Source organism: Bacillus sp. MBGLi79 (genome assembly GCF_002953915.1).
In genome coordinates, this window is the sequence record NZ_CP026521.1 from 4,692,761 (window position 1) to 4,707,422 (window position 14,662).

At 44.5% G+C, this 14,662-nt stretch carries 11 protein-coding genes and 1 pseudogene; 9 read left to right on the forward strand and 3 right to left on the reverse strand.

Translation table 11 applies throughout. The annotated features are described in order from the left end of the window. Positions 1-4 precede the first annotated feature (4 nt). From C1T29_RS23935 to C1T29_RS23945, 3 genes are all read left to right on the forward strand, one after another. The gene (locus tag C1T29_RS23935) at positions 5-1,444 is read left to right on the forward strand and encodes a lipase (RefSeq protein WP_231516589.1); all 1,440 of its coding nucleotides are present in this window, start codon (positions 5-7) and stop codon (positions 1,442-1,444) included. Positions 1,445-1,458: 14 nt separating this feature from the next. After that, positions 1,459-1,869 (forward strand): hypothetical protein, encoded by a 411-nt coding sequence (locus C1T29_RS23940; protein WP_103749140.1) that lies wholly within the window; start codon positions 1,459-1,461, stop codon positions 1,867-1,869. Between the two features lie 142 nt (positions 1,870-2,011). Continuing rightward, the gene (locus C1T29_RS23945; RefSeq protein WP_103749139.1) at positions 2,012-3,589 is read left to right on the forward strand and encodes a Na+/H+ antiporter; all 1,578 of its coding nucleotides are present in this window, start codon (positions 2,012-2,014) and stop codon (positions 3,587-3,589) included. Positions 3,590-3,628: 39 nt separating this feature from the next. On the opposite strand, the gene C1T29_RS23950 is transcribed toward C1T29_RS23945, so the two are convergent. Continuing rightward, positions 3,629-4,660, reverse strand: a complete 1,032-nt coding sequence (locus tag C1T29_RS23950) for a polysaccharide pyruvyl transferase family protein (RefSeq protein WP_103749138.1) — start codon at positions 4,658-4,660, stop codon at positions 3,629-3,631. A 92-nt stretch (positions 4,661-4,752) separates the two neighbouring features. Beyond that, positions 4,753-5,901 carry a glycerate kinase gene (locus C1T29_RS23955; protein ID WP_095431143.1) on the reverse strand — a complete coding sequence of 383 codons (1,149 nt, stop codon included), beginning with the start codon at positions 5,899-5,901 and terminating at the stop codon, positions 4,753-4,755. 194 nt (positions 5,902-6,095) lie between these two features. Between C1T29_RS23955 and gntR the strand changes: the two genes are divergently transcribed. The 6 genes from gntR (at position 6,096) to ahpF (ending at position 13,731) form a co-directional block, all read left to right on the forward strand. Next, positions 6,096-6,827 (forward strand): gluconate operon transcriptional repressor GntR, encoded by a 732-nt coding sequence (gene gntR, locus C1T29_RS23960; RefSeq protein ID WP_014478509.1) that lies wholly within the window; start codon positions 6,096-6,098, stop codon positions 6,825-6,827. Then, positions 6,820-8,361 (forward strand): gluconokinase, encoded by a 1,542-nt coding sequence (gene gntK, locus C1T29_RS23965; protein WP_095431004.1) that lies wholly within the window; start codon positions 6,820-6,822, stop codon positions 8,359-8,361. Before gntR ends, gntK begins: the two co-directional genes overlap by 8 nt. Before the next feature lie 28 nt (positions 8,362-8,389). Further along, entirely contained in the window at positions 8,390-9,736 is a 1,347-nt protein-coding gene (gene gntP, locus C1T29_RS23970; protein ID WP_103749137.1) for a gluconate permease GntP, read from the forward strand. 22 nt (positions 9,737-9,758) lie between these two features. Then, the gene (gene gnd / locus C1T29_RS23975; RefSeq protein ID WP_103749136.1) at positions 9,759-11,165 is read left to right on the forward strand and encodes a decarboxylating NADP(+)-dependent phosphogluconate dehydrogenase; all 1,407 of its coding nucleotides are present in this window, start codon (positions 9,759-9,761) and stop codon (positions 11,163-11,165) included. Positions 11,166-11,624: 459 nt separating this feature from the next. Then, positions 11,625-12,188, forward strand: coding sequence for an alkyl hydroperoxide reductase subunit C (gene ahpC / locus C1T29_RS23980; protein ID WP_014666061.1), 564 nt, complete (start codon positions 11,625-11,627; stop codon positions 12,186-12,188). 13 nt (positions 12,189-12,201) lie between these two features. Beyond that, a complete protein-coding gene (gene ahpF, locus C1T29_RS23985; RefSeq protein ID WP_014666062.1) occupies positions 12,202-13,731 on the forward strand; it encodes an alkyl hydroperoxide reductase subunit F in 1,530 nt (509 codons plus the stop codon). Positions 13,732-14,065: 334 nt separating this feature from the next. Here the strand turns inward: ahpF and C1T29_RS23990 are convergent. Further along, positions 14,066-14,662, reverse strand: a pseudogene (locus tag C1T29_RS23990) (hypothetical protein); the annotation flags it as partial.

Sequence of the window (14,662 nt, forward strand, 5' to 3'; positions counted from 1 at the left end):
AAAAATTACGGATGAGGATTACAACCGTATATCGAGTGCTGCCTACGATATTCAAAACTATCATATTGGTGAAATTATTTATACTAGCAATGGGCAAAAGCTATACGTTATCGATTATAAAAAAACAGATAAGGGCCTTAACGCCATTACCCTTGTTACTAGAGAGGATTTTCGTAATTCCCATGAAGGCAAACACCCAGAAAAAATCCAAAACGCCATCATCGCATACCGCGGATCAGAACCCATCAGCCCCGGCCAATTCCAAGATACAATAAAACAATATCGTGATGAGCGGGAACAGCTTATTAAAGATGTAGAGAAAAAAGGAATCAACATTCCTGAAGATGAAGATGGTTCCTTTTATGACTCAGCAAAAGGGCTTCGTGAATATTCAAATGAGATTTTGCAGGATTGGCTGCACATGGACACTAGTTATTTGGTGGGCAAAAAACCATTTGATGACGGGACAGAGAACCAAGCCATTCAGGCGGATCAATATGCAAAAAAAATACATAAAGACTTTAAAAATGCTGACATTCAAGTCACCGGTCACTCATTAGGCGGTTCTAACGCAAGCTATGCAGTCGTGATGAATGACTTTATCAAACGCGGCGTTACTTTCGAGAACCCAAATATATATGAAAACCTGCCTGAGGATGTCAAAGCCCGGGCGTTAAAAGGGGATTTCCGAAGCCGCTTAACAGAATATATTAATTTAAATGATGGTTTATCATTGCTGAATCGGGATGCCGCTGAAGTGGGTCAAGTGAAAGTAATGTATGACGAGGCTTTGCCGAATGGTGTACAAAATAATGGTCTCCCTAATGAAGTGAAAATGCTTGGGCTTGCTCTTAAACATTACGGCAATCAATCTCTTGATGTCACATTATTTGTTGAAGCATTAATGGGGAGTCACAATCTGGACCGCTATAACTTCAATTCAGACGGCTCTGTCCAAACTGTAGATGATGTGTTAAAAAACAATCCAGAGTTTGCGGTAGCGATGCTTAAGCAAATGAAATCAACGAATGTAAAAGGCAATACAGGTGTTTCAATTCTCATTAAGTCACATGTATTGATGAATACAAGCACACAGTTAAAACATATCGCTGAATCAGAATGGTCTAAGATTATACGCCAAATTGAAAGAATTGATGACATCGTAAAGGATTCTATTGAGGATGTCAGGAACATGCATACACGAATGGTTGGTTTTGGCACATATGATGAATTATCAATTTCTGATGTCGATGATTTGATCAATAAGCTTAAAATGAACAAACCGCATCACCTTTTTTACTCAAAAGAGAAGTATGATCAGGCTGTAGATGCAGCACTTCATTTACAGCACTTGCTTCATATGGTGTCAGATGACCTTGGCCATATGGGACACGCTTACCATGATGCGGATCTGGCAGCGGCCAGCCGGATGGGGATTTCGTAAGGAGAGAAAGAGACATGAATTTTATGAATAAAAAACCAACAGATGCAGACCGTTTTATGCAAAGAGTAACGAGCCAGCATTCAAGCACCTCGCTTTTTTCAAATGCCCATCTAGATACATCTGAAATGACACCGGAACAATTGGCGGTGTACAAAGAGAAGAAAAGACAAGAACAAAAGTTGGCGCTGATGAATTCAATCAAGAAACAACTAAGCTATGCTCTTCAGGAAGACCGCAAACACTTGTCTTCAATCCTTGATAGCATCACAGATGCCGAGCAGGCTGTTAAGACAAAGCGGGAAATGCTCGACCATCATATGTCAGGAAAAGCGATTGACAGTGTCACTGATAAAATGAAGGATCAATTATCATTTGATAAAGTTCGTTCTCATGTATCGAGTGCAGTAAATTCCATTGGCTTATAGAATAAAGAAACCAAAAGCCGGCAAATTGCCTGCTTTTTTGCTTTCTTCAGACTGACATAGAGCTGTCTTACATAAGATATGTTTATCATTCACAAAATGAGGGTAATTCTTTCGTTGCACGATTAACATAAAGGAGGTTCAAATGGACCACTTAGACTTGCATCATATTTTCGAACTGGGTTTTTTGCTGGTTATGATCGCGGCCGGAATCACTGCGATTGCCAAGAAGTGCAGGCAGCCTTATCCCATCGCCCTGGTGATTGTCGGAACGATCATTGGACTTGTACATATTCCGCTCTTAGAACCGCTTAAAGATTTTATTACTGAAGGAGAAGTCTTTAACTTTGTCATCATAACACTATTCTTGCCGGCTTTATTAGGAGAAGCGGCGCTGAAACTTCCTTTTTCCCATTTGAGAGAAAACAAACGACCCGTTCTGGCACTGGCTTTCGGCGGTACACTTATCTCGTTTCTGATCGTCGGCTTTTCTTCCATGTGGCTTATGCATCTGGCCATTCCTGCGGCGTTTGTTTTTGCGGCGCTGATGAGCGCGACTGACCCCGTGAGTGTGCTGTCCATATTCAAAAGTGTCGGCGCGCCGAAAAAGCTTTCGATCGTCGTTGAAGGAGAAAGCCTGTTCAATGACGGGCTGGCGGTTGTGCTGTTCAACATTTCCGCTTTTTACTTGATGACATATCTGGATCTCGGCATCCAAGGCGCCGGTTTAGGCCTGTGGGAGTTTGTCAAAGTGATTTCTCTCGGCCTGATCATCGGGGGCATACTTGGATATGTCTTTTCCCAGCTCACCAAGTACTTTGATGATTACCCTTTAGAAATTATTTTCAGTATCATTCTGTTTTACAGCTCATTTTTATTAGCGGAAATGGCAGGTGCCTCCGGGGTAATCGCCGTTGTTGTCGCCGCTCTTATCTTCGGTAATTATGGCGCCAACATCGGCATGAGCCCGACGACAAAGCTGAATATCAATAACTTTTGGGACGTCGCCGCCTTGCTTGCGAACTCCCTTGTCTTTCTAATGGTCGGACTTGAGATTACGAGAATTGACCTCACAGATAAATGGGGTTTGGCCGTTACGGCGATTGTGATTGTGCTCATCGCCCGAAGTGCCGCCGTCTATATCAGTCTGGCCTTTATCAAAAACTTTCCGGCTTCATGGCAGCATACGATTAATTGGGGCGGGCTGAAGGGTTCTCTATCCATCGCACTGGTGCTGAGCCTGCCGAGAGACTTTCCGGGGCGTGAAGACATTCTTGTGTTCGCCTTCAGTGTTGTTTTATTCTCCCTCGTTGTCCAGGGCCTCAGCATCAAACCGCTTCTTGAACGGTTAGGCGTGAATCAAAAGGATGAAGGCAATCAGGAATATGAGGAACTGCTAGCAAAAGGACATCGCTTAGAAACCGCCATCAAAGAAGTCCAGCAAGCCAAACATCATTTGCTTATACACGAAGCTGTCTCCAGCGAACTGACAGACCAATACAAAGAAGAAGTCAGCCAGCTGCATCAACAAACAAATCAATTATTTGAATCATATCCGGAACTCAAAAACAAACAACAAACCATCTTGAAGAAACATTCGTTATACGCCCAATACCAAGCGATTGAGAACCTATCAAAAGAAGATATCATCTCAAACGAAGTGGCTGAGCAAGAGCAAGCCCGGATCATTGATGAAATCGTTCGTTTGGAAGACGATCATTAATACACAAAAAAGCAGACTGTCAGCAGTCTGCTTTTTCCTTTATGATCTAAAAAAATCAATCAGCGGCTGAAAATCCTTAGACAAATCAACGTCATTCGGCTCTGCTTGAAGCAAGCGGTCAATCATGCGCTCCAGCTCATCAACATCATTCTTATCCGTATACTCAATGAAGTTTAAGCCTTCAAGCCAATCTCGGTATGAATGTTTGGCTTTGCCATAGCTGTTCCCGAAGACAAGGCAAGGTGTTTTCGTGATAATCGAGAAAATCATCGCGTGAAGGCGGTCGGTAATCACCAATTTACTGGAGCCGATGCGGTCCAGCATCTCCATAAAATGCTTTTCACGATCGGCGTAATCGATGGTGTCGACCGTATCCAGAACCGTATCGGTACGCTCCGTGTAAGTTGTTTTTTCTGCCCATTTCTTCATCTGTGAAATAAAATCTTCGTCAGTCACTTTCTCCTTATCCGCTCTTAAAATAAAGAGAACGCCGTCCCGCTCAAGCTCTCGCGGCACAATATCCAAGGAAAGCACCATGTCCGGTGTAAAGATCACATTGGAGTTGAAGGTCTCTTTCACCACATCGAGTGTTTGCGTTTCACGCGCAGCAATCGTTAAGTTTGTATTTTGATGGTACGCATCCTGTGTTTTTTTCTTTTCCTTCTGCCCTTCCTCTGTATCCTCAAAATAAACGGATTGTGGCAAAGAAATCGATTTGTAGTCTTTAAACGCCGAGAAGACCTTTCTTCTGTCTTCCTCAATATCGAGATAAAGGTTTCCTAAGTTTCCTCCGCCTGTAAAGCAGACAATATCGTCTTCACGAATGATCTCCTTCACCAGTTCAATGCCCTCATCCGTCGCATAATCCATAATCTCAATGTATTCATAATACGGAAAATGATTTTTGATAAATTTCTCTTCCGCATACGCAATCGCTTGGTCGCCAATGTTTGTGTAACTAGGGGAACCAAACAAAAATACTTTTCGTTTATCATGTAACAGAGCTTCCGGCTCCACATTTGGCGCAATGCCTTTAACTAGTTTTTTGCCTTTAATTTCTTGTATAGTCATATCTGCGTCCTCCTTCTGGGATGAATTCCTCATTATGTGTTAACTGTCTCTACCCCAAAAGAAGGATGGCTATGCATTGGCATGTGCACCGGCTATATCAAAAACATCGTTTTCGCCAATTTGATAGACGCCGCGATGTCCCGCGCCGTTCTTTCCATATATTCCGCGGCATGTTCAAACGCGTCTTCTAGAGGCACGGCTCCGGGAACGATGCTGAAAAGCGCATCGATGCCGTGCTGGTAGACGGCATCACTGTCCGGTGATATTGATCCCGCAATGCCGATGACGGGCACATCGTATGATTTAGCCGCCTTGGCTACCCCGATCGGCGTTTTTCCGTGAACCGTTTGGCTGTCAATCCGGCCCTCACCGGTAATTACAAGATCTGCATCTTGAACGATATTTTCAAAATCAACCGCTTCAAGAACGATATCAATGCCTCTTTTCAAATCAGCCTGAAGAAAAGTCAGCAGGCTCCACCCAAGACCGCCCGCTGCACCGGCGCCCTCTCTTTCTCGGAAGGTTGCTCCGAGCGCTTTTTCTGCGATATCAGCGAAATGGCTTACGTTCTGGTCTAGTACATCCATCATGCCGGGCGTCGCGCCTTTTTGCGGCCCGAAAACAGCCGTAGCTCCTTTTGGCCCTGTTAACGGATTATCCACGTCACACGCGACTTCCAGTTTGACATTCTGCAACCTGGGATCAAGCCCGCTGATATCTATTGATGCAAGCTGAGATAGCGCGCCGCCCCCTGGGCCGATCTCGCGTCCTGAGTCATCAAGAAGCCTTCCGCCCAATGCCTGGATCATTCCGGCTCCTCCATCGTTCGTGGCGCTCCCCCCGATTCCGATGATCAAACGCTCCGCTCCCGCATCAAGAGCCGCTCCGATTAATTCTCCCGTTCCTTTTGTTGTGGTGACGAGCGGATTTCGTTTATCAACGGGCACCAGATGCAGCCCTGAAGCAGCAGCCATTTCAATCACAGCTGTTCTCCCATCACCCATCATGCCAAAAAACGCTTTTACCGGTTCTCCCAGCGGTCCTGTCACAACCTGCTCTAGGACCCTTCCATTTGTGGCATCAACGAGCGACTGGACGGTTCCCTCGCCGCCGTCCGCCATCGGCATTTTTCTGTAATCAGCACCCGGAAAGACCGATTTGAAACCTCTTTCTATCGCGTCGGCGGCCTCCAGAGCTGATAAACTTTCCTTAAAAGAATCAGGTGCAATGATGATTTTCATCCAAATCGCCTCTTTCAAAACATGATTCATTAACCTATTGATCTCCAATGTACCACACTATCACTGGAAATAAATACTATATAATATGGTAAAAATTTAATTAAAAATTAGAAATGAAAGTGTTTGCATAAAAGAAACATTCACGTTATCATACTTGTATACAAGTATACTTCTTGAGTGAGGAAGGTGAGTGTATGCTAGACTCCAAAGACCTGTTGTATCCCGCAAAATGGCTCTCAAAAGCGTCAACCGGAGTTCGTGTCGCATACGAGCTGAGAATGCGGATCGTTTCAGGTCTGATTGAAAGCGGTACCATTTTATCAGAAAATACAATCGCCGCCGAGTTTTCAGTAAGCCGTTCGCCGGTTCGCGAAGCGCTAAAAATACTCGCATCCGAAAAAATCATCCGCTTAGAACGAATGGGAGCGGTCGTAATTGGTTTAACTGAGAAGAAAATCGCGGAAATTTATGATGTGCGGTTACTATTAGAAACATTTGTCTTTGAACGGCTTGTCAAAATAGACATTGAGCCTTTAGTTAAGGATCTCAGCAAAATTCTTGAAATGATGAAAGTCTCAATCAAATATGAGGATGCTGACGAATTTTCATTTCAAGATGTGCTGTTCCATGAAACGATTATCCGAGCGATTGATCATTCCTACATTCAGATGATCTGGAACAATCTAAAACCCGTCATGGAAAGCTTTATTCTTTTATCGATGCGGGTACGGTTAAAGGAAAAGTATGAAGACTTCACAAGGATTTTAGATAACCACGAGCTTTATATTCAAGCCATCAAAACAAAGGATAGGGCGCTGATGATTCAGTCTCTTCACCAAAACTTTGATGATGTGCAGGATAAGGTAGAAGACCTATGGCTCTCACAACAAATGCTGGCAAAAGGAGCTGAATACAGCAATGACTAGTTATATGTTAGGAATCGATATCGGCACGACAAGCACAAAAGCTGTGCTGTTCAGTGAAAACGGGGATGTGGTACAGAAAGAAAGCATCGGCTACCCGCTCTATACACCGGACATCTCAACAGCTGAACAAAATCCGGAAGAGATTTTTCAAGCCGTCATCCAAACAACAGCGAGAATTACAAAACAGCATCCCGAAAAACAGATCTCTTTCATTTCGTTCAGCAGCGCCATGCACAGCGTCATTGCAATCGACGAAAATGACAAGCCGCTGACGCCATGCATTACATGGGCCGACAATCGAAGCGAAAGCTGGGCGCATAAGATCAAGGATGAATTGAACGGACATGAGGTGTACAAACGGACGGGAACACCGATTCATCCGATGTCACCGTTAAGTAAAATTGCCTGGATCACGAATGAACGGAAAGATATCGCTTCCAAGGCAAAAAAATATATCGGCATCAAAGAGTACATTTTTAGACAGCTGTTCAATGAGTATGTCATCGATTACTCCTTGGCATCAGCAACAGGCATGATGAACCTGAAAAGCTTGGATTGGGACGAAGAGGCACTGCGCATCGCAGGCATTACGCCGGATCACTTATCCAAACTCGTACCGACAACCGAGATCTTTCAGCACTGCAGCCCGGAAATAGCGATCCAGATGGGAATCGATCCGGAAACGCCTTTTGTTATCGGGGCCAGCGACGGCGTGCTCTCCAACCTCGGCGTCAACGCCATTAAAAAAGGCGAAATCGCCGTCACCATTGGAACAAGCGGCGCCATCCGGACAATTATTGACAAGCCGCAAACCGATGAAAAAGGGAGAATTTTCTGCTACGCCTTGACGGACAAGCATTGGGTGATCGGGGGACCTGTGAACAATGGGGGCATCGTCCTTCGCTGGATCAGAGACGAGTTTGCCTCTTCCGAAATCGAAACAGCGACACGGCTGGGCATTGATCCATATGACGTGCTGACGAAAATTGCCCAACGCGTCAGACCCGGTTCTGACGGTCTGCTGTTCCACCCATATCTCGCCGGAGAACGTGCTCCGTTGTGGAATCCAGATGTACGCGGCTCCTTTTTCGGCCTGACCATGTCGCATAAGAAAGAGCATATGATACGCGCGGCATTAGAGGGCGTCATTTACAACCTGTACACGGTGTTCCTGGCGTTAACAGAATGCATGGATGGCCCGGTAACCCGCATCCAAGCAACAGGGGGATTTGCAAGGTCGGAGGTTTGGCGCCAAATGATGTCGGATATCTTCGAATCAGAGGTTGTCGTTCCGGAAAGCTACGAAAGCTCATGTCTCGGCGCCTGCATTTTAGGCCTGTATGCGACAGGAAAAATCGATTCTTTTGACGCCGTGTCCGACATGATCGGCAGCACATACAGACATACGCCGATCGAAGACTCAGCCAAAGAGTACAGAACATTAATGCCGATTTTCATCAATCTATCAAGATCCTTAGAAAATCAATATACGCAAATTGCAAATTATCAGAGGGGCTTAATCACACACAAATAGTACATGACATGAAGGGGAGGGCATTACCATGCCGTTAATCATCGTTGCACTTGGGATCTTAGCATTACTATTTTTGATTATGGGCTTAAAACTAAACACATTTATTTCCCTGCTGGTCGTATCGTTCGGCGTGGCACTGGCACTCGGGATGCCGTTCGATAAAGTTGTCAGCTCCATCGAACAAGGAATAGGGGGGACTCTTGGCCACATCGCGCTCATCTTCGGGCTCGGTGCGATGCTGGGCAAGCTGATCGCGGATTCAGGAGGCGCACAGCGCATTGCGATGACGCTCGTTAACAAATTCGGTGAGAAAAATATTCAATGGGCCGTTGTCATTGCCTCATTCATTATTGGGATTGCGTTATTTTTTGAAGTAGGACTCGTTCTATTAATTCCGATTGTCTTTGCGATTTCAAGAGAATTGAAGATTTCTATTTTATTTCTCGGAATCCCGATGGTCGCAGCACTATCCGTCACGCACGGTTTCCTGCCGCCGCACCCGGGACCAACGGCGATCGCCGGTGAGTATGGCGCAAACATTGGAGAAGTGCTGCTGTACGGCTTTATCGTTGCTGTTCCGACAGTGTTCATCGCAGGACCGTTATTTACAAAGTTCGCGAAAAAAATCGTTCCTGCGTCATTTGAGAAAAACGGCAATATTGCATCACTCGGCACACAAAAAACGTTTAACCTTGAAGAAACACCCGGCTTTGGAATCAGTGTCTTTACTGCAATGCTCCCGATTATCATCATGTCGGTCGCGACCATTATCGACCTGCTTCAAGAAACAATCGGGTTTGCAGATAATGGTGTTTTAGCTTTTATCAGATTGATTGGAAACGCGTCGACTGCTATGATTATTTCGTTATTGGTTGCAGTCTATACAATGGGGATCAAACGCAACATTCCAGTCAAAACTGTGATGGACTCTTGTTCAACTGCGATTTCACAAATCGGCATGATGCTTTTAATCATCGGAGGCGGCGGCGCCTTCAAACAAGTGCTGATCAACGGCGGTGTTGGCGATTACGTAGCAGACTTATTCAAAGGAACGGCATTATCGCCAATCATTCTGGCATGGCTTATCGCGGCGATCCTGCGCATTTCTCTAGGTTCAGCCACTGTTGCCGCTCTAAGCACAACGGGTTTGGTCATACCGTTATTGGGGCATTCTGATGTTAACCTGGCGTTAGTCGTGCTCGCAACAGGCGCCGGAAGTGTCATCGCTTCACACGTCAATGACGCCGGCTTCTGGATGTTCAAGGAATACTTCGGATTAAGCATGAAAGAAACATTTGCCACATGGACATTGCTGGAAACCATTATTTCCGTTGCTGGACTGGGATTCATTTTATTGTTAAGTTTAGTTGTATGAAATTAAGAAGGAGCTGTAACACATGTTGAATACGATTGGTGTCATAGGCTTAGGCGTAATGGGAAGCAACATCGCCTTAAACATGGCAAATAAAGGTGAAAACGTCGCTGTCTATAATTACACCAGAGATTTAACGGACCAGCTTGTCCAAAAGCTGGATGGACAATCTCTCAGCCCGTATTACGAGCTAGAGGACTTTGTTCAATCGTTAGAGAAACCAAGAAAAATCTTTTTGATGGTCACAGCGGGTAAACCCGTAGATTCCGTCATCCAATCATTAATGCCTTTGCTTGAAGAAGGCGACGTCATCATGGATGGAGGAAACTCCCACTATGAAGATACAGAAAGAAGATATGACGAGCTGAAGGAAAAAGGGATCGGCTACCTGGGAGTCGGCATTTCCGGCGGTGAAGTCGGCGCATTAACAGGGCCTTCCATCATGCCGGGCGGAGATCGCGATGTCTATGAGAAAGCCGCTCCTATCCTGACAAAAATCGCAGCTCAAGTCGGAGATGACCCTTGCTGTGTCTATATCGGACCAAAAGGAGCAGGGCACTTTACAAAAATGGTGCACAACGGCATTGAGTATGCCGACATGCAGCTGATTGCAGAAGCGTATACGTTTCTGAGAGAAACGCTGCGTCTGCCGCTTGATGAAATTGCATCTATTTTTGAAACATGGAATCAAGGTGAGCTGAAAAGCTATTTAATAGAGATTACAGCTGAGATTTTACGCAAAAAAGACGAAAAAACAGGGCAGCCTCTGATCGATGTCATTCTTGATAAAACCGGCCAAAAAGGAACCGGAAAATGGACGAGCATGCAGGCAATTGATAACGGCATCCCGTCTACGATCATCACAGAGTCCTTGTTCGCCCGCTACTTGTCATCCTTAAAAGAAGAACGCGTAGCGGCTCAAGATGTATTAGCAGGTCCGGAAACGGAAGAAAAACATTTTGATAAAGACACGTGGATCGAATACGTCAGACAGGCTCTTTACATGGGGAAAGTATGCGCCTACGCACAAGGCTTTGCCCAATACAAAATGTCATCTGAGCTTTACGGCTGGAACCTGCCGCTCAAAGACATCGCGTTGATTTTCCGCGGCGGCTGCATCATCCGCGCAGATTTCCTAAACGTGATCAGTGAAGCATTCAGCGAGCAGCCAAACCTGTCAAACCTGATGATTGCGCCTTATTTCTCAGATAAGCTCCAGGCTTATCAAACAGGCATGCGAAAAGTCGTTTGCGAAGGCATCAGCACCGGAAGCTCATTCCCATGCTTAACAACAGCGCTCTCTTATTACGACGGCTACCGCGCAGGGCGTTCCAATGCGAACCTCTTGCAGGCGCAGCGCGATTACTTTGGCGCTCACATGTACGAACGGACTGATATGGACGGCGTTTTCCATACAAATTGGTCTGAATAACCTGTATCAAAAACACGGTCAGTTTCAACTGAACCGTGTTTTTTCTTCTATCTCAAACAACAGAAGACATAAGTAATGTTTTAAATATCATAAACAGTGATACAATAATAGCTAGAAACAATCCCCAAGATCATCATGTGACAGCAGCTTGCTGTTCTATTCTGCTTTTGGTCATTGTCCTTTGCTCCTTGCCTATGGTGTCATAAAATGTTCAAATGCTTACAACGTCCTGGCATTCTCATTTACAAAAGTCCCTGAAAACCTTGTCTAATTGAGAATCAGCCTCTCATCTGTTATAAAAGAAATGCCTAAATCCTACCTGTCACACCTTTAACAAGATGAAAAAAAGTAGGTTATGGCTTGACAAAAAATATATATTAATTAATAATTCATATATAATTAGAATTATTATTGAAAGCGAATATGCTTTCTAATACATTTTTAGGAGGAATATACATTATGTCTTTAATCGGTAAAGAAGTACTTCCATTCGAAGCAAAAGCATTCAAAAACGGTGAATTCATCGATGTAACAAACGAATCTTTGAAAGGCCAATGGAGCGTATTCTGCTTCTACCCAGCAGATTTCTCTTTCGTATGCCCAACTGAGCTTGAAGATCTTCAAAACCAATACGCTGCACTTCAAGAATTAGGTGTTGAAGTATACTCTATCTCTACAGATACTCACTTCGTACACAAAGGCTGGCATGACAGCTCTGAAAAAATCGGCAAAATCACTTACGCAATGATCGGTGACCCATCTCAAACGATCTCTCGCAACTTCGATGTTCTTGACGAAGAATCTGGTCTTGCTGACCGCGGAACATTCATCATCGATCCAGATGGCGTTATCCAAACTGTAGAAATCAATGCGGGCGGTATCGGCCGTGACGCAAGCAACCTGATCAGCAAAGTAAAAGCAGCTCAATACGTTCGTCAAAACCCAGGTGAAGTTTGCCCGGCTAAATGGGAAGAAGGCGGCGAAACTCTTACACCTAGCCTTGATCTAGTAGGTAAAATCTAAGGAGTGCATTCAATTGGTACTTGATGCAAATATCAAAGCACAATTAAATCAATATATGCAGCTAATTGAGAATGACATTGTTCTCAAAGTTAGCGCAGGCGAAGATGACACTTCTAAGGACATGCTGGCTCTCGTTGATGAGCTGGCTTCCATGTCATCGAAAATTTCAGTTGAAAAAGCTGAATTAAACAGAACGCCAAGCTTCAGTGTCAATCGTGTCGGAGAAGACACTGGCGTGACTTTCGCCGGTATCCCTCTGGGCCACGAATTTACATCATTAGTGTTGGCGTTGCTCCAAGTGAGCGGCAGACCGCCTAAGGTAGACCAAAAAGTCATTGATCAGGTGAAGAAGATCAGCGGTGAATACCACTTTGAATCTTATATCAGCCTGACATGCCATAACTGTCCTGATGTTGTACAAGCTTTAAACATGATGAGCGTGCTGAACCCGAACATTACGCACACGATGATTGACGGTGCAGCATACAAAGCAGAAGTTGAAAGCAAAAACATTATGGCAGTGCCGACCGTTTACCTGAATGGCGAATCCTTCGGAAGCGGCCGTATGACGCTTGAAGAAATCCTTGCGAAAATGGGCAGCGGCGCAGATGCATCTGAGTTTGCTGACAAAGAGCCGTTTGACGTTCTTGTTGTCGGAGGCGGACCTGCTGGTGCAAGTGCAGCGATCTACACTGCACGTAAAGGCATCCGCACTGGGGTTGTCGCTGAGCGCTTCGGCGGACAGGTTCTCGACACCATGAGCATCGAAAACTTCATCAGCGTCAAAGCGACGGAAGGACCGAAGCTGGCGGCAAGTCTTGAAGAGCATGTGAAGGAATATGATATTGATGTCATGAACCTTCAGCGTGCGAAACGCCTTGAGAAGAAAGATCTGTTCGAACTTGAACTCGAAAACGGCGCTGTCCTAAAAAGTAAAACAGTGATCCTTTCAACAGGTGCACGCTGGCGCAATGTCAACGTACCTGGTGAACAAGAGTTCAAAAACAAAGGTGTCGCATACTGCCCGCACTGTGATGGGCCATTGTTTGAAGGCAAAGACGTTGCGGTAATCGGCGGCGGAAACTCTGGTATCGAAGCAGCGATTGACCTTGCAGGTATTGTCAATCACGTTACCGTGCTAGAGTTCGCGCCAGAACTGAAAGCAGACGAAGTCCTGCAAAAACGTCTCTACAGCCTGCCAAACGTCACTGTCGTGAAAAATGCACAAACAAAAGAAATCACAGGCGATCAAAGCGTTAACGGCATCACATACACAGACCGCGAAACGGGCGAAGAAAAACACGTTGAACTTCAAGGTGTATTCGTCCAAATCGGTCTCGTGCCAAACACAGAATGGTTAGAAGGAACGGTTGAACGCAACCGCATCGGCGAAATCATTGTCGACAAACACGGCGCAACAAGCGTACCTGGCTTATTTGCTGCCGGCGACTGCACAGACAGTGCGTACAATCAGATTATTATTTCTATGGGATCAGGTGCAACTGCCGCTCTCGGCGCGTTTGATTACCTAATCCGTAACTAATATAAGAAATCCGCTATATTGCCAGATTGGCAGGATAGCGGATTTTTCTTATTTTATAAAAAACCCCAACCGCACTTCAGTAAAAGTACTTGATTCGGGCCGGCTTCTTATAGTTCTTCGCCATTCGTTTGAATGACATTTTAGTACCACTCAAATGAGTCTTTCTTATATCGCTTCATCTCGCCTGTTGTGAAGAAGACGATATCAATAATGCCCAAGGCGTTTAGCCCAATTTTTGAATGTAAAGAGCTTAGCCTCTTAGACACCCGCCCTACCCTAAAAAGGTGCAAGAGAATCTCTTGCACCCTAATATATTAGAATTTCAAACGTGATTTTACTTATAATAATTATAATTATTAAATGTGGCGATCATATCTTCTTGTGTTCCTTTGTTTCCTCGGTTCGTATTAAAGTATAACGTGCCATCATCAAAATCAACAGATTCTATCTCGAAAAGTGTATAGGCACCGCTGGTAATCCGGAAAGATAAGTTGTTACGGGTGAACAATTCTTTCGAAAAATCAGCTGTTGGAGTTGCTTTTTGTTCTTTAATTAAACCATTTATATCCAAAGGATAAGTTAGTATAATGCTAACATTAGAGGCATTTCCATTTGCATCTGGTTTTGAAAGCGGCACATATAAGGTTCCTTGATAGAAGGAAATCCCTTGCTGGATGTATTTAGAAACATCTTCTATCTTATTATTAACTATAGCTTTCGTATAATTGAGTTTAAAAGTAGCCTCATAATCAAATCGTCCAGTTTTATCATTAAACGTACCAACAAAAAATCTTTTTCCTGATCTAACGATAAATTTATCTGCTCCTACTGAGTATGTAATTCCACTTATAGATAAATTAGAACCCTTATAATTCAGAACATAAGTTTTAGCAACTTTGTATGTTTTCTTTGTTGTATCTACACTGAGTTT

Coding starts and splice junctions, on each gene's coding strand:
- C1T29_RS23940 (WP_103749140.1), top strand. CDS start 1,459: ATGAATTTTATGAATAAAAAACCAACAGATGCAGACCGTTTTATGCAA.
- C1T29_RS23945 (WP_103749139.1), top strand. CDS start 2,012: ATGGACCACTTAGACTTGCATCATATTTTCGAACTGGGTTTTTTGCTG.
- C1T29_RS23950 (WP_103749138.1), bottom strand. CDS start 4,660: ATGACTATACAAGAAATTAAAGGCAAAAAACTAGTTAAAGGCATTGCG.
- C1T29_RS23955 (WP_095431143.1), bottom strand. CDS start 5,901: ATGAAAATCATCATTGCACCTGATTCTTTTAAGGAAAGTTTATCAGCT.
- gntR (WP_014478509.1), top strand. CDS start 6,096: ATGCTAGACTCCAAAGACCTGTTGTATCCCGCAAAATGGCTCTCAAAA.
- gntK (WP_095431004.1), top strand. CDS start 6,820: ATGACTAGTTATATGTTAGGAATCGATATCGGCACGACAAGCACAAAA.
- gntP (WP_103749137.1), top strand. CDS start 8,390: ATGCCGTTAATCATCGTTGCACTTGGGATCTTAGCATTACTATTTTTG.
- gnd (WP_103749136.1), top strand. CDS start 9,759: ATGTTGAATACGATTGGTGTCATAGGCTTAGGCGTAATGGGAAGCAAC.
- ahpC (WP_014666061.1), top strand. CDS start 11,625: ATGTCTTTAATCGGTAAAGAAGTACTTCCATTCGAAGCAAAAGCATTC.